Consider the following 19,155-nt stretch of genomic DNA (forward strand, 5'->3'; position numbering starts at 1 on the left):
TGCAGCCAGAAACTGTTCTCTGTCGAAATGGATTGTTCGGATATGATGTGTCGTGCGCACCCAACCGGACGATGCGGAACGCTTCCTGCGCCGCACCACCTTCCTGACCGCGGTCGTCGGCCGGGCGGCTACCGACGTACAGACCAAAGAGCTCGCCGCACTGGGTCTTTCGACCAAGGCGCACGGCGTCCTGACCATGCTGCGCCGGTACGGCCCGCTCGCCCAGAACGAGTTGAGCCGCACCATGAACGCCGCCGCCAGCACCGTGGTGACCCTGGTGGACGGCCTCGAACGGGCCGGTTATGTGACCCGCCGAGGCGATCCCGGCGACCGCCGCCGCAACGCGGTCGAAATCACCGACTCGGGCCGCGAAATCGCCGCGCGCGCAGACGAACTCGCCGACGAGCTGGAGGATCGATTCCTCGCTCCGCTGACGCCGGACGAACGCGAAACTCTCCGCGCTCTACTCCAGCGCCTCTGGACCCCACCGCAACTACGCTGAGCGTCGCCGGGCAGTACATTATTCAAATGATCACCGTCCCAGCCACTTTCGCTGCACGGTTTCGCACTCCGGAGCAGCGGCGCTGGCTCGCGGACCTACCGGAACTCATCGAGCGGTATCTGCGGCGATGGGAGCTGCGGCTCGACGGGGAGCCGATGCACGGGTACTCCGGGCTCGTGGCGCCGGTGCTGTCCGCTGGACGCGCGGCCGTCCTGAAGGTCTCGTGGCCGCATGTCGAGGCGCAGGACGAAGCATTGGCGCTGGCAACCTGGCGGGGCGCGGGAGCGGTCGAACTGCTCGATCACGACGATGCGGATTTCGTGCTGCTGCTCGAGCGTCTCGACTCGAATCGGGATCTGACTCGCGAACCCATCGACGACGCGATATCCGTCGCGGGTGGGCTACTGCGGCGACTGAGCGTTCCCGCGCCGACGGTTCGGCGTTCGCTCGCCGAACAAGCCGAGCGGTGGCGTACGGAGCTGCCCGCCGAGGCCGCGCGTCTGGGCAATGCCGTCCCCGCCGGGATGATCGACCGCGCCGTGGACCTGTGTCGCGATATGCGGCCCGGGGCATTGCTGATCAACGAGGACCTGCACTACCTCAACGTGTTGCGCGGCACTCGGGAACCCTGGCTGGTGATCGATCCGAAAGTACTCACCGGCGATCCCGAATTCTGCGTTATCCCGTTGTTGCGCAACCGTTTCGATGAAATGAATGGGCCGGCCGCAATCCGCCGACGTCTGGCCGCCGTGGTGGACGCCGCCGAACTCGATCCGGAGCGGGCCGCGGCGTGGACCTTCATCCGAGCCATCGATGACTGGTTGTACTTCCTGCCCGAGAGTGCACGCGATGCCGAGGCGGCAGCCGAAATCGCCTCTGCCCTCACCGATTACGCTCGACCCTGACGTTGCCCGACGAGATCGCCAGAGCGGTCACGTTTCTCGCGTTCGATGCGACCTCTACCACCGGCAAACCTTTTCAGAAGGTAAGCACGATCCGGCCGCGCACCCCTCCGGCTTCCAGCATGCGATGCGCGGCAGCGGCCTCCGTCGCCGGGAACGTTTGGGCCACACGCAGAGTCAGCACCCCATCGGAGGCGAGGCGGCTCAGTTCCGTGAGCGTGGCCGAGTCGTGGACGCGGTCCGTGACCATGATGTAATCCACGCCTATACCGCGCTCCGACTCGACGGCTCCGTTCAACCGGGGCGGTCGCAGCGCGACATAGGATCCGTTGTCGCGGATGGCGGGCAGCGCCGCGCCGCCCTGCAACGCGCAGTCGATCAGGCCGTCGACACCGCCGGGTACCCGCTCGCGGACGCGGCGAGCGAAATCGTCGCCCCGCGCGAGGACGACATCGGCACCGAGGTCGGCGACCAGTTGTTCGTCCCGGGGTGCGGCGTCGGCGAGCACGGTGAGCCCACGATGCTCGGCCAACTGGATCACATACCCGCCGACCGCTCCCGCCGCACCGGTCACCGCGATCGTCCCGCCCGGGCCGGTGGCGCAGGCATCGAGGGCGAGGGCGGCGGTGAGCCCGTTCATCGGCAACGTCGCGGCCGCGACGGCATCGGTTCCCGAGGGCATCGACGCCACCGAATCTTGGGAAACCACAATACGTTCCGCGTACGCACCACCCCCTTCCAACACAGGTTTGGTGATCGCGACGACCCGGTCCCCGATGCGCCACCGCGAACCCGGACCCACCTCGTCGATCACACCGGCCGCATCCCATCCCGGCACATACGGCGGCATCACCTCGCGATACCGATCGTGTGCCGCCCCACTCCTGGTCACCAGGTCGGATGGATTCACCGTCGCAGCGGCAACCCGAATCCGAACCTGCCCCTCCCCCGCATGCGGCTCGGGCACCTGCACCGCCCGCAGCACTTCCGGTCCCCCGGGCTCGTCGAAACCGATAGCCAGCATCACCACTCCTTTTCCGATTCGCACCGAACAACCACGACCGGCCCCGCCGGTGTTCCCGGCTGCCGCTGTTCGCGATCCGCGCCGACCGATGCACCCGCCTCCAGCTCGCACGCGCCCTCCGACACCGTCGCCTCACACACCCAGGCAGCCCGCGCCACCGCCCGGCCCCCACCACGAACCAGCATCCGCGCCTCGGCGCCCAGCACGAGCCGACGCTGCCGCTCATCCAGATGCGACAGCAACGCCTCGAACTTCGCCGCCAGGCCCGCCACAGTCACCTCGAAAACACCTGTACCACAATACTTTTCGAAATCCTGGGACGTTACGCCTGGTTTCGCGACTGGCCCTGACTGCGCGGCATTGCATCCAGCCCAGGACCTGCGCACAACCAGATCCGGCGCACCCGCGATACGCAGTCACCGACAATAAAAATTGTCTTGACAAATTTTCCTGCTAGCGAAAGACTTGTGCCGTGCTGGATGTCGCTGTGATCGAAGAACCCGCTGCGGCCGAGGCGTCCTTGGACCCGATCCGGTCCCGGATCCTCGCCGCCCTGGTCGAGCCGGGCTCGGCCGCGATGCTGGCAGGGCGACTGGGGCTGCCGCGGCAGAAGATCAATTACCATCTCAAGGAGTTGGAGCGGCACGGGCTCGTCGAACTGGTGGAGGAACGCCGCAAGGGCAATGTCACCGAGCGGGTCTATGGTGCTACGGCAGCGTCCTACGTGATCTCGCCCAGCGCGCTGAGTGCCGTCAGCCCGGATCCGGCACGGTTACCCGATCAGTTGTCGGCGCGATGGCTGCTAGCGCTGGGGTCGCGGTTGGTGCAGGAGGTCGGGGCGCTGCTGACCGGGGCGGCCCGGACGCAGCGGCGGGTCGCGAGCTTCGGCATCGATGCGCAGGTGCGATTCGCCTCCGCGGCTGATCGGGCGGCATTCACCGAGGAGCTCACCCAGGCGGTGACGACTCTCGTCAGCCGCTACCACGATGAATTCACGCCCCGCGGCCGCAACCACCGGGTGATCGTCGGCATGCATCAGGTTCCCGACCGGGCCCCTGACACCGCAACCGGAGCAGGGCAGGAGAACTGAGAATGAGTCACCCCTTCGAGATGGAGTTCGAGGCCACCCTGCCCGTCGACCCGGAACAGGTCTGGGAGGCGATCGCGACCGGCGCGGGAGTCGACTCCTGGTTCATGGGGCACAACGAGATCGAGGGCTGCGAGGGAGGCGTCTCCGCCATGACGATCGGCGGTCGGCGGGAAGCTGCGGTGATCACCGCCTACGAGGCGGGCAAGCGCTTCGCCACGCGGACCGGTGCCGACGAGGATGGCCGGTTCATGGCCTTCGAGTACCTGATCGAGGGACGCGAAGGCGGTAGCACCGTGCTGCGCGTGGTCCACAGCGGAGTGCTCGGCGACGACTGGCAGGACGAATATGATGCACTGCGCCGCGGCTGGCCCTTCCATCTGAACACGCTGCGCGAGTACCTCACCTACTTCCCGGGCCGGATCGGTGTCCCCGTATTCGCCGTTGCGACAGGGTCCTGCGGTCGGGAAATGCGGGCACGGCTCACCCGAGCGCTCGCGCTGCCGACGCCGATTGCCGTGGGCGCGCATGTGCATGCCGAACCACTCGGCCTTGCACCGCTCGACGGCGAGATCGCGTGGGCCGACGACGAGCGGTTCGAGATCCGCACGGCCGACGGGCTCTACACATTCCACCACGCTCCCACCGGACTGTCTGTGATGTTCCATCACCTTTTCGGCCCCGACACCACCGGGGCAGAGGCGGCCTGGCAGCACTGGCTCACCGAACTGCTCGGCTGATCCGACCGAGTGTTGCGAACCATCAACCCACACAACCGATATCAAGGATAAACATGCGCACTCTGATCAGCTCCGCCTTCATTTCCCTCGACGGTGTCGTGGAGGGCCCAGGCGGCGAGCCCGGCTACCGCAACTCCGGCTGGACCTTCAAGGACATCGAATTCGTTGCCGACGCCTACGAGATCAAGGGCCGCGAGCAGCAGGAATCCACGGCGATCCTGCTGGGGCGGGTCAGCTATGCGGCGTTCAGCCCGGTCTGGCCGGACATGGCGGAGTTCACCGGGTACAAGGCAATGCCGAAGTACGTTGTCTCCACTACCCTCACCGACGCCGACCTGGTGTCCAACTGGGGCGAGACCACCATCCTGCGCTCCATCGACGATGTCGCCGCGCTGAAGGAGACCGAGGGCGGCCCGATCATCATCCACGGCAGCGTCTCCCTGAACCGCAGCCTCTCGGATGCGGGCCTGATCGACCGCTACCACCTGCTGATCTTCCCGCTGCTGCTGGGCGCGGGTAAGCGGCTGTTCTCCGAGTCGGACAAGGACGCCCAGAAGCTGAAGCTGGTCGAGTCGGCGGTGTACTCCAACGGGATTCAGAAGAACATCGTCGACGTCGTGCGCTGACGTCCACAGCCTCGGCGGATCTTTCACCGCCACGTAGGCCCGGTGCCCGACGGAAGGGGCCAGCCAGGGCGCAGAGCCGATCTGTCAGCCCCTATTGCACGATCTCGCCAACGAAAACTCCTCGCTGGCAGCGACATCCACGGCCCGGCAGGGCATCCACGCCGAGAGGACGGTTGTCGACGCAGATGCGTGCCTCACGGCGTCGTGAACACCATCTGCCTGCGACAACCGGCGGGCCCGGTTCGCGGTTCAGTGTTCGCAGAGGGAGAATTCCCGTTCGTAGATTTCTTCGTTGTGGGTGTCCGCGAAGAACTTTCGTTCGTGCATCAGTTGATCGCGGTAGTCCTTCGCTTCGGCGAGGGTCATGGTTGTGGTCGGGGCCCAGGGTTGTTGGGGTGGAACGTCGGACGTCGACGGGATGCGAGTGCCAGGGTCGACCAGGAAGAAGGCCAGAATTTTACGGTGGCCCGGACGGCTGGGATCGGCCAGGCGGAAGGGGGCGACGCGGTGTTGGAGGATGTTCGGGAAGGCCAGGCAGCGGCCCGCGGGGGTGGCTGCGGAGCCCAGGACCTGAGCCAGCGGCTCCTCGTCCGCCAGGCCGTAGACCTCTTCCACGCCGGTGTAGTCGCTCTGCTCGTATTCGGGTTCCTCCAATGCGGCACGGAAACCGAGCCGGCTGTCGGTGATGTTCTCGCTGTCCCAGTAGTAGATCGCGGTCGAGACGATGCGTTCGTTCATCATCGCCTCGACATGCCATGTGCCGCCGGCATATTCGGGATTGTCGGGGGTGAGGTGGATATTGGCCAGCTTGACGATGACCTGTAGCCGACGACCGCGCAGATCGACCCGAGCCGAGTCGTTGGGCAGCGGCGGTGCGAGGAAATCGGGGGCGTCCGGCAGGACCGGGTGACGCGTGTCGCGCCAGTCGCTCAGGGCGTCGTACCAGGCGTTCCGGGCATCCTCGTCGTCACCGGCGGGCTCGGCCGGCTTGTCCGGATCGTCGTCGTACCAGGTGTACGGGTCGACCTCGATACGCAACGGCCGCGGATGACGCAGATCGGTGAGCACCTTCTCGAACAGCGGTCGCATCCGGGCGAACAGGTCCGGCAGGACAGCATCGAGGTCACGATGAGTCACGGGATGGACATTGTCGACGTACGAACGGAACACCACCTCGCCGTCGGCGCCTACATCGAGATCCGTTGGCAGCCACTGGAATTTCTCCGAATACGCGTAGCGCGCACCCTCCGTCCCGGGAGCGGGCCACACCGTATCGTCCACGCCGCTCACCCCGCGCACGAGACAGAACAGCGAGGGATGAACCAGATCCAGCACCTGACCGTTCGACCCCGGATGCCAGTCCAGCTCGCTGTCGGGCACCTCCTCCAGAACCCGAACAGCTTCCCGTAGCCGGGATCTCAACTCGTCGTCGATCAACGCATCCGACTGCCACACCCCGTCGACGGCGGACACCTCGATACCGGTTCGTTCATCCCGCAGTTCGGCGTAATACGCCAATTCCGCCAGCACATAACGGATCTGGGCTTCGGTCAGCCCCTGCTCGGCCGCCTCCGCGGTCCACCGGGCGATGATATCGGCGTCGTTCATCTTGACGAACCATTGTGGCTTCGAACGGATCTGGGCACTCAGCTGCATCATCTGCAGCTCTCGCAGCGTCCGGGGCGGCGCGACCGCCACCTTGTACGCGTCGAGAAAGGGCAGGGGAAATGTCGGCAGGTCTGTCATTCTCTCGGATCTCTCGCTGAATCGGTGCCGCGCCGAGGGTACGTCAATGGACCGACAACGACCCCGATACCGACATCCGGACCGGCCGCCACCAGGGACGAGCGTCGGTCCGCGCCCGCCGGGGACGCCGCGCGCCGCGGATCGTTGCCCGATACGATGGGAATGCACTATTTCCGCTCCGGTGATCGTTGTTGGGTATGAGGGAGTCCGAGCGGATGGATCGCCGGAACAACAGAATCGGTCGGCGCGGCATCCTGGTCGCGGCCGGGGCGTGGATCGCATTGACGGCTACCGCACAGCCGACCCAGGCGGTGATGATCACCCGGGAGGCGCCACCCGGCCCCACGAAGTCCGGGCAACGGGCCGACCTGGCAGAACAGGCGATCGTGCAGCGTTATGTGCGCCCGCTCTGGGGTGAGCCGCAGGTGCAACTGGGTACCCTCGTCTGGCCCGCTTCGGTGTGGGAGCAACTGTTGCTGGGGCGATGGTGTTACTGGTGGCAGGCCCATCTGCTCGACTGTGCGGTGGACGCCGCGGTCCGTGCCCGCACCCCCGAACGCATCGCCAGGATCTTCGCCCTCGCACGCGGCATCCGGGTCCGCAATCTCACCGGCTGGACCAACGGTTACTACGACGACATGTCCTGGCTGATATTGGCGCTCGAACGGGCCGAACGACTGCTCGGCGTCCGGTTCGGCAAGGCCGTCGGGGACCTGCACAGTGCCCTGTACGCCGGATGGCGGCCGGACATCGGTGCTGTGCCGTGGCGGTCGCACGACAACTATTACTCCACCTCCGCGATCGGCCCGACCGGTATCGCGATGGCCCGATCGGGCGAATTATCCCGCGCCGCAGCACTTTCGGACTTCCTACAGGCGCGCTTGCGCGACCCACGCAGCGGCCTGATCCTCGACGGCGTGCACGAACCCGAAGGCCGCGTGGACCACGCCACGCCGACCTACTGCGAGGGTGCGGCCATCGGACTGGAAACCGAATTGGCAACGCGCACCGGCGATCCGACTTACCGCAGACGTGCGGCGGAGCTGATCGCGGCGACCGCCGATCGGCTCACGAGCGCCGGTGTGATCCGGGCGGCCGCCGCGAACGACTCCGGGCTGTTCATGGGCATCCTCGCCAGATATCTCGCCGAAGCCGCGCTCGCCCTCGGCGACACCACCGCCGCGAATATCGTGCACGCCTCCGCGCGGGCGGCCTGGGAGCATCGCGCCGAGGTGGGCGGCCTGCCCCTGTTCGGGATGGATTGGACCCGCCCGGTCACCGTGCCGGACCGCCCGGGCACCTTCACCCAGCTCACGCACTCACCGACCGTTCCCACGGCGAATTTGAGCCGCGACCTGTCGGTCCAGCTCAGCGGTTGGATGCTGCTCGAGGCAGATCATCGTCTCACCGCGGCCGGCCACTGAGGCGGGCGCGCGCCGGACGGTCACCACTGCGGTGGACACCGACGAATTCGGCCGCGCCGGGCGAAATCCGCCGCTCGGAGCCCGCTGTGAACGTGTTAATTAATGTAAACCGTCCGAGAAGGCGCAGTTTCCAATCCATCACCGGTTGTCGAACGAGGCGGGGGCGCGGCCCCGGATTTCCGGGATTCGGGGGCGTCGGGCCTGTTCACCGGTGAGCGGTGACGAGGATCACCACGGTCCGTAGTGACCGGTAGGTTGCGGCGGCCTCACAGCGCACAGGCGGGCGGGATGGGGTGTGAGAGATCTGTTTTACCTGCTCCGGATGGGTCTTTACAGTCGGATTCGTCAGCCTGCCATCCGCTCGAAGGGGCATCATGGTCAACTCACGTGCCCGAGGATCGGCATCCGGCCCCGCTCCGCGCATCGGGATCGAGGACGCCGGAGACGCGCTGCTGGGACTCGGCAGATACTTTCAGCGCGGCGAGATCTCGGCCGACCAGCGCACCCTGCACAAACAGGGCGGGCGCGAGGCCGACGAGTTCTATCGGGATCGGTGGTCACACGACAAGGTGGTGCGGTCCACGCACGGGGTGAACTGCACGGGCTCGTGCTCGTGGAAGATCTACGTCAAGGACGGCGTGATCACCTGGGAATCGCAGCAGACCGACTACCCCTCGGTGGGCGCGGACAAGCCCGAGTACGAACCGCGCGGCTGCCCGCGCGGCGCATCCTTCTCCTGGTACACGTATTCTCCTGCGCGCGTGCGGTATCCGTATGTGCGCGGAGTTCTGCTGGAGATGTATCGGGAGATCAAGACACGGGTGAAGGACCCCGTACTCGCCTGGGCGGAGTTGGTCGAGGATCCCGAGCGGGCCCGCCGGTACAAGTCCGCGCGCGGCAAGGGCGGCTTCGTCCGGGCCGAGTGGTGGGAGGCGGCCGAAATCGCCGCTGCGGCACATGTTCACACGATCAAGCGGTACGGCCCGGACCGCGTCGCGGGATTCTCCCCGATTCCGGCCATGTCGATGGTCAGCCATGCGGTCGGCGCGCGGTTCATCTCGCTGCTCGGCGGGTCGATGCTCTCGTTCTACGACTGGTACGCCGACCTTCCGGTGGCCTCACCACAGGTGTTCGGCGATCAGACCGACGTCCCGGAATCGGCCGACTGGTTCGACGCCGGATATCTGATCATGTGGGGCTCCAACGTCCCGGTGACCCGGACCCCGGACGCGCACTACATGACCGAGGCACGCTATCGAGGCCAGAAGGTCGTCGTGGTCTCCCCCGACTACGCGGACAACACCAAGTTCGCGGACGAGTGGTTGCCCGCCCGTCCGGGAACCGATGCGGCACTTGCCATGTCGATGGGGCACGTGGTGCTCAAAGAATTCTTCGTCGACCGGCAGACGCCGCGATTCGAGGATTACGTCAAACGCTATACCGATCTGCCGTTCCTGGTCTGCCTGGACGAGGCGGGCGGCTGGGACGACGAGGGCCGGTATCACGACGAGGGCATGCTACCGGGCAAATTCCTCACCGCCGCCGACATCGGACAGGACGGAGAGGGCAGCGAGCACAAAATGGTCCTGCTCGACGGCGCGGGAAATCCGGTGGTGCCCAACGGTTCCCTGGGACACCGCTTCACCGGTGCGGACGTCGGGAAATGGAATCTGGACCTCGAGGGCGTGGACCCGCTGCTGACATTGCACGGACGTCCGGACGCGCAGGCAGTCACCCTGTTGTTGCCCCGGTTCGACAGCGACGTGCCCGGCAGCGTGCTACGCGGCGTCCCGACGACACTCGTTGCCGGGAAACGAGTTACCACTGTGTTCGATCTGCTGCTGGCCCAGTACGGCGTGGCCCGGGACGGGCTGCCCGGCGCGTGGCCCAGCGGATACGACGATGCCACCCAGCCCTACACCCCGGCCTGGCAGGAGGCCATCACCGGCGTTCCGGGCGCCCAGGCCGAGCGGGTCGCACGCGAATTCGCCGACAACGCCGAACAATCCGGCGGCCGCTCGATGATCCTGATGGGCGCGGGCACCAATCACTGGTTCCATTCGGACCAGATCTATCGCGCCTTCTTCACCCTCACGCTGCTCACCGGCTGTCAGGGAGTGAACGGCGGCGGCTGGGCGCATTACGTCGGCCAGGAGAAGTGCCGACCTGTCACCGGTTGGTCCACACTGGCTTTCGGCTTGGATTGGCAGCGACCACCGCGCCAGATGCAGGGCACGGTGTTCTGGTATCTGAGCAACGACCAGTGGCGCTACGACCCGTTCACCGCGGAGGCGTTCGCCTCGCCGCTGGGCCGGGGCGCATTCGCAGGCCGAACCGCCGCGGACAATATCGCGCTGGCCAGCCGTCTGGGCTGGATGCCGACCTATCCGACCTTCGACCGCAATCCGCTGGATCTGGCCGATGAGGCCGAACAATCCGGGAAGCCGGCCGCGGACCATATCGTGAACGAGTTGACCTCGGGCGCATTGCGTTTCGCGTGTGAGGACCCCGACGCGCCGGAAAACTTCCCGCGCTGCCTGACAGTGTGGCGGGCGAATCTGCTCGGCTCGTCGGGTAAGGGCAACGAATACTTCCACAAGCATCTGCTGGGCGCGGACTCCAATCTGCAGACCACCGACAGCACCGGTGTGCGGCCCACCGAGCTCCGCTGGCGCGAACAGGCCCCGACCGGCAAGCTGGATCTGCTGCTGTCCCTGGACTTCCGGATGACCAGCACGACACTGTTCTCCGATATCGTGCTGCCCGCGGCGACCTGGTACGAGAAACACGACCTGTCCTCGACCGATATGCACCCATTCGTGCACTCCTTCTCCCCCGCCATCTCCCCGCCGTGGGAGGCCAAGACCGATTTCGAGGCGTTCCACCGCATCGCCCGCGGGTTCTCCTGGATGGCCGAGAAACACCTGGGCGTACGCAAGGACGTCATCGCCGTTCCACTCCAACATGATTCGCCCGATGCGCTGGCGCAAGCGGGCGGACGGGTGCTGGACTGGAAAGCCGGTGAGTGCGAGCCCGTACCCGGCAAGACCATGCCCAAACTGGTTGTCGTGGAACGCGATTATCCGAAGATCGCGGAGAAGATGGCGGCGCTGGGCCCGCTGATCGAGTCACTCGGCGTCACCACGAAGGGCGTGACGACCTATCCGGACGAGGAGGTCGCCTACCTCGCCGGCGTGAACGGCACCGTGGTTTCCGGTGTGGCACAGGGACGTCCGTCGCTGGCCAAGGACACCCACGCCGCGGAGGCAATCCTCGCGCTGTCCGGCACCACCAACGGAAGACTCGCGGTGGAGGGATTCGAGGCGCTCGAACGACGCACCGGCACCAAGCTGGCGGATCTGGCCGCCGAACACGAAGGCAAACGAATCACTTTCGCCGACACCCAGTCCCGGCCGGTACCGGTGATCACCTCGCCCGAGTGGTCGGGCAGCGAGACCGGCGGACGACGCTACTCCCCGTTCACCATCAACACCGAACGCCTCAAGCCCTGGCACACCCTCACCGGACGCCAGCACTTCTATCTCGACCACGACTGGATGGCCGAACTCGGCGAACAATTGCCGATCTTCCGCCCGCCGCTGGACATGAGCGCGTTGTTCAGCGAACCGGGCGTGGGGTCCGTCGGTGACAACGGCGTCACCGTTCGGTACCTCACACCGCATTCGAAGTGGTCGATCCACTCGGCGTATCAGGACAATCTGCACATGCTGACCCTCTCCCGCGGCGGGCAGGCGATCTGGATGTCGGACCGGGACGCGGCGAAGATCGGTGTGGCGGACAACGATTGGATCGAGGCGGTGAACCGCAACGGCATCGTCGTCGCGCGCGCGATCGTCAGCCACCGGATGCCCGAGGGCACCGTGTTCATGTATCACGCCCAGGACCGGGCGGTGGGCGTGCCACGGATCGAGGGGCGACCGGAATCCACCGGCGGCGGCGCGGGCGCCGACGGCCCCGGATTCGACTGGGCCGCACCGGGCAGACAACCCGGTAAGGGTAAACGCGGCGGCATCCACAACGCGCTCACCCGGATCATGATCAAACCCACGCATCTCATCGGCGGGTACGCGCAGCAGTCGTTCGCGCTGAACTACCACGGCCCCACCGGAAATCAGCGCGACGAGGTCACCACGATCCGCAAACGCTCGCAGAAGGTGGAGTACTGATGACAACGCGACGAGGCCACCACCCTGCGCCCGATCAACGCCCGCAGAAAGTGGAGTACTGATATGCGTGTCATGGCACAGATGGCCATGGTGATGAACCTGGACAAGTGCATCGGCTGTCACACCTGCAGCGTCACCTGCAAGCAGGCCTGGACCAATCGCGGCGGCACCGAGTACATGTGGTTCAACAATGTGGAAACCCGCCCGGGACAGGGCTATCCGCGGCAGTACCAGGATCAGGAGAGATGGCAGGGCGGCTGGCGGCTCACCCGGCGCGGTCGGCTCACCCTGAAATCCGGATCGCGAATGAAGCGGCTGCTCAACATCTTCGCCAATCCGGACCTGCCCACGGTCGAGGACTACTACGAGCCGTGGAGCTACGACTACGACAACCTGCTGTCCGCCCCGGCCATGGACACCACCCCCGTCGCACGGCCGAAATCCCTGATCACCGGCGAGGATACGACGATCACCTGGGGTGCGAACTGGGATGACGATCTGGGCTCGGGCCCGGAACAGGTCGGCCGGGATCCGCTGCTGGCCCGACTCTCCGAGCAGGTCAAACTGGAATTCGAGCAGACCTTCATGTTCTATCTGCCCAGGATCTGTGAGCACTGCCTGAATCCGTCCTGCGTGGCGTCCTGCCCGTCCGGTGCGATCTACAAGCGGTCCGAGGACGGCATCGTGCTCGTGGATCAGGACAGGTGCCGCGGCTGGCGGCAGTGCGTCACCGGATGTCCCTACAAGAAGGTCTATTTCAACCACAAGACGGGCAAGGCGGAGAAGTGCACGTTCTGCTACCCGCGGGTCGAGGTCGGCATCCCGACGGTGTGCTCGGAGACCTGTGTGGGGCGGCTGCGCTATATCGGCGTGATGCTGTACGACGCGGACGCCGTCCTCGAGGCGGCCTCGGTCACCGATCCGAAGGATCTGTATCCCAGCCAGCTCGGAGTGTTCCTCAACCCGCACGATCCGCGCGTGGTCGCCGAGGCCGAGCGCGCCGGGATCAGCCCGGATTGGATCGAGGCCGCGCAGAATTCGCCGGTCTACAAGCTGATCGTGGACTATCAAATCGCCCTGCCGCTGCATCCGGAATACCGCACCATGCCGATGGTCTGGTACGTGCCGCCGCTGTCGCCGGTGGTGGAATCGCTCTCGCAGACCGGCCACGACGGCGAGGACGCCTCGAACCTGTTCGGCGCCATCGACGCATTGCGCATTCCGATCGAATATCTCGCCGAACTGTTCACCGCCGGTGAGATCGGGCCGGTGCGCGCGGCCATGCAGCGGCTCGCGGCCATGCGCTCGTTCATGCGCTCGGTGAATCTCGGCAAGGAACCCGATCCCTCGATCGCGCCGTCGGTGCGGCTCGAGCCCGAGGAGATCGAGGCGATGTACCGGCTGCTGGCCATCGCGAAATACGAACACCGGTACGTGATTCCGCAGGGCGCGACATCGCAAGCGCACGAATTGGATTCCCTCGCCACGGGTTGCAGTCTGGACACCGACGGCGGGCCGGGTATGACGGCCTTCGACACGATGGTCGAGAAGTTCCATCTCACCGACGCCAATGATGCTGCCCCGGAACAGAAGACGAACCGGATCAATTTGCTGAACTGGGACGGTCGCAGTACCGAGGGACTCCTTCCCGCGGCCTCGAACGGCAACGGCCACTCCGCGAACGGATTCGCCGAAGCCGCTACCAATGGCAACGGAGCCAACGAAAGCCGAGCCGAGGCCAACGGCAACGGCAACGGCAACGGCAACGGCAACGGCAAGTCTGCACCGACCGACGACGGGACACCGATTTCGAGCGGGGCCCAGCGATGACGTTGTTGAAGCTACGCCGCCGCCCCGAACCGGCGGTGCAGATGTGCGAGCGGGATCGCCGCCTGATCTGGCGCACCGCCGCCCTCCTGCTGGATTATCCCGACGAACACCTGTTCACCGCCGTCGGCCGAATCGCCGACGCGGCAGCGCAGCTACCCGAGGAGGCACGAAACCCGTTGCAGCGCTTCCTCGACCACATCGGCACAGCGTCACCGATCGAGCTCGCCCAGCAGTACGTCGAGACCTTCGATATGCGCCGCCGTTCCAGCATGCACCTCACCTTCTACGCCTACGGCGACACCCGCAAGCGCGGAATGGCCCTGCTGCGCTTCAAGCACGCCTACCGGCACGCGGGCGTCGAACTCGACGACCGGGAGCTGCCGGATCACCTGCCCGTGCTGCTCGAATTCGCGGCGACGGTCGACCCGATCGGCGGCGAACGTCTGCTCGGCGAACACATCCCGGTGATCGAACTGCTGCGATTGTCGCTGAGCGACAACGCATCTCCCTATGCCGATGTCGTCGCCGCCATCGTGTCCACACTGCCGCCGCTGACAGCGGCGGACCGCCGCCGCATCGCCGAACTGGCCGCGGCCGGACCACCGGACGAGGAGGTCGGGATGGACCCCTACACGATGGATCCCGCACTGTTCGACGGATCGCAGGCCCGCCGATGACTGCCGACGTCTGGCTGATCCTGCCCTATATCGCCTTCACCTCCTTCGTCCTGGGCCATCTGTGGCGGTACCGCACCGACCAATTCGGTTGGACCACAAGGTCTTCGCAGTTGTACGAGAGCCGGTTGCTGCGACTGGGCAGTCCGCTGTTCCATTTCGGAATGCTCGGGGTCATCGGCGGTCATGTCCTGGGTGTGCTGATCCCGCAGTCGTGGACCGATGCGGTGGGGGTGTCCGAGGAGCTGTATCACGTGGTGGCGGTCTCGGCGGGATCGGTCGCCGGAATCGCGGTCATCGCCGGAATCGCGATCCTGCTCTACCGCCGCATGACCGTGCCCGCGGTGCGCAAGGCCACCACGAACAACGACAAGCTCATGTACATACTGTTGGCCGCCGCACTGATCACCGGACTGCTCAACACCGTCGGCAGTAATCTGCTGTGGGGCACCTACAATTACCGCGAAACCGTATCCCCTTGGTTCCGCAGCATTTTCACGCTGCACCCGCATCCGGAACTCATGGTCGGCACACCCTGGACCTTCCAGGTGCACGGGGTGATCGTGCTGACGCTGATCGGCGTGTGGCCCTACACCCGGCTCGTGCACATGTTCAGCGCGCCGATCGGTTACCTCACCCGCCCGTACATCGTCTACCGCGCCAAGGCCGTCCAACGCCCGGACCACAGCCGCTACGCGAAGGCGTGGGACGCGCCCGTGACTCCCGAACGCTGGTGAGGGCCGTGCGCGATCATGGATCGCATGACCCATGAATCATCGGAGCCGCCGGACCCGGTGGCGATCCTGCGACGCTGGGAGGATTCCGGCGCGGTGTGGCGGGTGCTGAACCGCCGCGAAGACCGGGTGACCGTCGTGCTCTACCAGTGCACCGGCGGTGAGGAGGTGGACCGATTCACCTCCGGCGAACCGGAACTGCTGCGCTTCCTGGGCGACCGGAGCAGCAGCGAGGGCTGTGTTTGATGGCCTTCGCTCCGGAGCGGTTCGCTACCGCGCGAGCAGTCGCGCGGCTCCCGCACACAGGCTCTCGAGTACCTGTGCCACGGGTTCGGCGGCGGTCACCAGGCCGACGCCCTGACCGGCATCGATCGGCGTCACCCGCTGATCCGCCCGCGCGATCCCGGCATCGAGCGCATCTCGTGCCGCCGGATCGTGGGACAGCTCCTCCTCCCGGCCGGTCCACCGCTCGGCGAACTCGTTGCGCAGCACCCGGGCGGGAAACCTTGTCGCCCAGGGCAATCCCATTCCGACGTCGAAGGCGCGAGTCAGGATCGTATCGGTCCCCCGCGCGGCGATCATGGCCGCCCGGCCGTCCTGCGACAGCAGCGATTCCGGGCAGGCTGCCAGGCAGGTGCCGAGCCACGCCCCCGCCGCCCCGGCGGTCAGCACCGCGCCCAGACTTGCCGCGGACCCGATTCCCCCGGCCGCCAGCACCGGAACCGATACCGCGCCGACGACCGCATCGAGCAGCGGCAACGTGGCCATCTCCACCGCACCATGCCCGCCGCCCTCCGATCCCCGGGCCACCAGCACCTCGACACCGGCCTGTTCCGCACGCCGGGCCTCTTCGGCATTGTAAACCTGTGTGGCCGTGCGTATTCCGGCTTCTCGGACGCGGGGAACCCAGGACAGATCCGTCCCGAAACTCACCGAGATCAACACCGGGTTCGCGGCAATCGCTCGGTCGAGCAGTTCGGGCCGGGCGGCGATCACCCAGTCCACCAACCCGATCCCGAACTGCCCCGCACCGTCACCCAATCGTCCGAGTTCACGTTCGAGCGCGGCCACCGACCCGGCGCTGCCCATCCCGATCATGCCCAGACCACCGGCCGCGGTGACGGCCGCGGCCAACCGCCCACCGGCCACCCCGCCCATCGGCGCGTTGACCACCGGAATCCGAAGGCCCATATCCCGCGACCACGCGGTGGCGAGGGCGGTCGGGCGCGGCTGCGCGGCTACCATCGGGTGACCTCATCGCTCGATGACATGCACTCATACCAGCACATCGAGGGCATCCCGGTCGCCGTGGGGCGATCCCACGCATGGTTGGCCCATATCCTCGAACTGTGCGCAATATCTCCGCTCACGCGCGCATCGGGCAACGCCTCGATACTTCGTGACGGGCACACAACCGACGTGTCACACTCCCGAAACAAACGACATGATCTCACGACCCGCACCGCATATCCGTGCGGAACCGTTGACGTCTCGGACATTCCACGCAGCATGGCGGAAATACCCTCTTTCTACTGTTGAGCCAACCTGATGTGGGAGGCCCTCTTGAACACGCTGTCGCGTAATCGCAATATCGAGAATTGGAACGCAGAGGATGTCCAGGCCTGGGAGGCCGGCGGTAAGGACATCGCCAGGCGAAATCTGGTGTGGTCGGTATTCGCCGAGCATGTGGGCTTCTCGGTCTGGTCGATCTGGTCGGTCATGGTGCTGTTCATGCCCACCGACAAATTCGGCATCGATCCGGCCGGAAAATTCTTCCTCGGTGCGGTCCCGACATTGGTCGGCGGATTTCTCCGTATTCCGTACACGGTCGCGACCGCTCGATTCGGCGGCCGCAACTGGACGATCTTCAGCGCGGTCATGCTGCTGATCCCGACCCTGCTGACCCTGTATTTCGTCAACCATCCGGGCACCTCGTACACGACCTTCATGGTGGTCGCCGCACTCGCCGGATTCGGCGGCGGCAATTTCGCCTCGTCGATGACGAATATCAACGCCTTCTACCCGCAGCGGCTCAAAGGCTGGGCGCTGGGCATGAACGCGGGCGGCGGCAATCTCGGTGTGCCGGTGATCCAGCTGGTCGGGCTGGCGGTCATCGCCACGGTCGGCAACGCCTACGGGCACGCGTCGATCGTATGCCTGGTCTATCTGGCGCTGATCGCGGTCGCCGGTGTCGGCGCGGCGCTGTACATGGACAATCTGCGCAACCAGAAGGCCGACATGTCCTACATGCTCACCTCGTTGAAGGTGCCGCAGTCGTGGGCCATCGCGTTCCTGTACATCGGCACCTTCGGCTCGTTCATCGGCTTCAGCTTCGCGTTCGGACAGGTTCTGCAGATCAGCTTCAAGGCCGGCGGCGAGAGCGCCGCCCACGCCACGCTGCACGCCGCGCAGATCGCGTTCATCGGCCCGCTGCTGGGCTCGGCGATGCGCCCGTACGGCGGCAAGTGGTCCGATCGTTTCGGCGGCAGCAAGGTCACGCTGTACACGTTCCTGGGCATGATCGTGGCTGCGGTGGTGGTCAGTATCGCCGGGATGATCGGCGACTCGCATGGCGGCGTGCCGACCGGCGGGGCGATGGTGGCCCTGATCGCCGGATTCATCGCGCTGTTCCTGCTGTCGGGTATCGGCAACGGTTCGGTAACCAAGATCATCCCTTCGGTGTTCGAGGCGAAATCCAAGAGCCTGCAGGCAGATTTGGCGACGCAGGCGGCCTGGTCGCAGAACACCTCCGGTGCGCTGATCGGATTCGTCGGCGCGGTGGGTGCGCTCGGCGGCGTCGGCATCAACCTGGTATTCCGGTCCTCCTACGCCTCGACCAACTCCGCGACCACCGCGTTCTGGGTGTTCATGGGCTTCTATGTGATCTGCGCGATCGTGGTGACAGCGGTATTCCTGCGACGGCCGCACGCGACCCGCGCCGGCAAGTCCGAGCCCTCCACACTCGAGACGGTGAGCCGGGCTTTGTCCAGCGGCGAAACCCCTGCGACACAGGAGCATTCGGTCCATTCCAGCTGATCCGAGAACGCCCGAGCCCGAACCAGCCACGGAGGACATATGAGATCCACGGTCGAATCCGCCTGCAGGACAGTAGTCGTGGCCGGTCACGGCATGGTCGGACATCGGTTCGCGGAGGCGCTGCGCTCCCGCGACACCGACGGACACTGGCGGGTCGTCATCGTCGGCGAGGAAGCACTGCCCGCCTACGATCGGGTCGGGCTGTCCACATACGTGGAAGGCTGGGATCCGGACGCACTCGCCTTGCCCGGCAACGTGTTTCAGGACGACGAGCTGGTGGAGCTGCGGCTGGGCGAGCGGGTGGAGCGGATCGATCGAGCCACCCGCACGGTGACGACCTCCATCGGCGCGGTGATCGCCTACGACACACTGGTTCTGGCCACCGGCTCGTATCCCTTCGTCCCGCCGGTGCCGGGACATGAACTGCCGCAATGTTTCGTCTACCGCACCATCGAGGACCTGGATCGCATCCGGGCCGCCGCGCAGACAGGCGGCCCGGGGGCGCGCGGCGTGGTGATCGGCGGCGGGCTACTGGGGCTCGAGGCCGCCAACACGCTGCGTCTGCTCGGGCTGGAAGCTCATGTCGTGGAACACAACGACCGGCTGATGCGAGCGCAGGTCGACACCGGCGGCGGGGCCGTCT

At 66.2% G+C, this 19,155-nt stretch carries 16 protein-coding genes and 1 pseudogene; 13 read left to right on the plus strand and 4 right to left on the minus strand.

Annotated elements, in window-relative coordinates; all coding sequences use genetic code 11:
• The first annotated feature begins 52 nt into the window (after positions 1-52).
• Together NV1_RS37465 and NV1_RS37470 are read left to right on the plus strand one after the other, a co-directional pair.
• A complete protein-coding gene (locus tag NV1_RS37465; protein ID WP_084526445.1) occupies positions 53-502 on the plus strand; it encodes a MarR family winged helix-turn-helix transcriptional regulator in 450 nt (149 codons plus the stop codon).
• Between the two features lie 26 nt (positions 503-528).
• A complete protein-coding gene (locus NV1_RS37470; protein ID WP_084526447.1) occupies positions 529-1,407 on the plus strand; it encodes an aminoglycoside phosphotransferase family protein in 879 nt (292 codons plus the stop codon).
• A 73-nt stretch (positions 1,408-1,480) separates the two neighbouring features.
• On the opposite strand, the gene NV1_RS37475 is transcribed toward NV1_RS37470, so the two are convergent.
• Both NV1_RS37475 and NV1_RS46175 read right to left on the minus strand, forming a co-directional pair.
• Positions 1,481-2,428 carry an NADP-dependent oxidoreductase gene (locus NV1_RS37475; protein ID WP_067902946.1) on the minus strand — a complete coding sequence of 316 codons (948 nt, stop codon included), beginning with the start codon at positions 2,426-2,428 and terminating at the stop codon, positions 1,481-1,483.
• 86 nt (positions 2,429-2,514) lie between these two features.
• A pseudogene (locus tag NV1_RS46175) lies at positions 2,515-2,706 on the minus strand (ISAzo13 family transposase); the annotation flags it as partial.
• 194 nt (positions 2,707-2,900) lie between these two features.
• Between NV1_RS46175 and NV1_RS37485 the strand changes: the two are divergent.
• Genes NV1_RS37485 through NV1_RS37495 form a run of 3 tightly spaced genes read left to right on the plus strand, consistent with a single transcriptional unit; the run spans position 2,901 to position 4,881 of the window.
• Positions 2,901-3,518, plus strand: a complete 618-nt coding sequence (locus NV1_RS37485) for an ArsR/SmtB family transcription factor (protein WP_067902871.1) — start codon at positions 2,901-2,903, stop codon at positions 3,516-3,518.
• Positions 3,519-3,520: 2 nt separating this feature from the next.
• Entirely contained in the window at positions 3,521-4,255 is a 735-nt protein-coding gene (locus NV1_RS37490; RefSeq protein ID WP_067902873.1) for an SRPBCC family protein, read from the plus strand.
• Positions 4,256-4,308: 53 nt separating this feature from the next.
• On the plus strand, positions 4,309-4,881 hold the full coding sequence (locus NV1_RS37495; protein ID WP_067902876.1) for a dihydrofolate reductase family protein: 573 nt from the start codon (positions 4,309-4,311) through the stop codon (positions 4,879-4,881).
• A 249-nt stretch (positions 4,882-5,130) separates the two neighbouring features.
• Here NV1_RS37495 and NV1_RS37500 read toward each other — a convergent pair whose 3' ends face one another.
• On the minus strand, positions 5,131-6,627 hold the full coding sequence (locus NV1_RS37500) for a DUF4246 domain-containing protein (RefSeq protein ID WP_067902878.1): 1,497 nt from the start codon (positions 6,625-6,627) through the stop codon (positions 5,131-5,133).
• Between the two features lie 197 nt (positions 6,628-6,824).
• Here NV1_RS37500 and NV1_RS37505 point away from each other — a divergent pair, with 197 nt between their 5' ends.
• The 6 genes from NV1_RS37505 (at position 6,825) to NV1_RS37530 (ending at position 15,722) form a co-directional block, all read left to right on the plus strand.
• A complete protein-coding gene (locus NV1_RS37505) occupies positions 6,825-8,051 on the plus strand; it encodes a glycoside hydrolase family 76 protein (RefSeq protein WP_245714134.1) in 1,227 nt (408 codons plus the stop codon).
• A gap of 374 nt (positions 8,052-8,425) precedes the next feature.
• Positions 8,426-12,238 (plus strand): nitrate reductase subunit alpha, encoded by a 3,813-nt coding sequence (locus tag NV1_RS37510; RefSeq protein ID WP_084526451.1) that lies wholly within the window; start codon positions 8,426-8,428, stop codon positions 12,236-12,238.
• Positions 12,239-12,301: 63 nt separating this feature from the next.
• Entirely contained in the window at positions 12,302-14,068 is a 1,767-nt protein-coding gene (gene narH, locus NV1_RS37515) for a nitrate reductase subunit beta (protein ID WP_067902881.1), read from the plus strand.
• Entirely contained in the window at positions 14,065-14,745 is a 681-nt protein-coding gene (gene narJ, locus NV1_RS37520) for a nitrate reductase molybdenum cofactor assembly chaperone (protein ID WP_067902883.1), read from the plus strand. Before narH ends, narJ begins: the two co-directional genes overlap by 4 nt.
• Positions 14,742-15,479, plus strand: a complete 738-nt coding sequence (gene narI, locus NV1_RS37525) for a respiratory nitrate reductase subunit gamma (RefSeq protein ID WP_067902886.1) — start codon at positions 14,742-14,744, stop codon at positions 15,477-15,479. The genes narJ and narI overlap by 4 nt, the downstream gene beginning before the upstream one ends.
• A gap of 24 nt (positions 15,480-15,503) precedes the next feature.
• On the plus strand, positions 15,504-15,722 hold the full coding sequence (locus NV1_RS37530) for a hypothetical protein (RefSeq protein WP_067902954.1): 219 nt from the start codon (positions 15,504-15,506) through the stop codon (positions 15,720-15,722).
• Between the two features lie 24 nt (positions 15,723-15,746).
• Here NV1_RS37530 and NV1_RS37535 read toward each other — a convergent pair whose 3' ends face one another.
• A complete protein-coding gene (locus NV1_RS37535; RefSeq protein WP_067902889.1) occupies positions 15,747-16,721 on the minus strand; it encodes an NAD(P)H-dependent flavin oxidoreductase in 975 nt (324 codons plus the stop codon).
• A 303-nt stretch (positions 16,722-17,024) separates the two neighbouring features.
• On the opposite strand from NV1_RS37535, the gene NV1_RS37540 reads away from it, so the two are divergent.
• Positions 17,025-18,512: a nitrate/nitrite transporter gene (locus NV1_RS37540; RefSeq protein ID WP_067902892.1), complete on the plus strand. Its 1,488-nt coding sequence runs from the start codon at positions 17,025-17,027 to the stop codon at positions 18,510-18,512.
• Between the two features lie 39 nt (positions 18,513-18,551).
• Positions 18,552-19,155 (plus strand): NAD(P)/FAD-dependent oxidoreductase (locus tag NV1_RS37545; protein WP_169813506.1); only part of this gene is annotated, 604 nt, incomplete at its 3' end.

Origin of the sequence: Nocardia vaccinii NBRC 15922 (assembly GCF_001613305.1) — a bacterium.
Taxonomy (GTDB): domain Bacteria; phylum Actinomycetota; class Actinomycetes; order Mycobacteriales; family Mycobacteriaceae; genus Nocardia; species Nocardia vaccinii.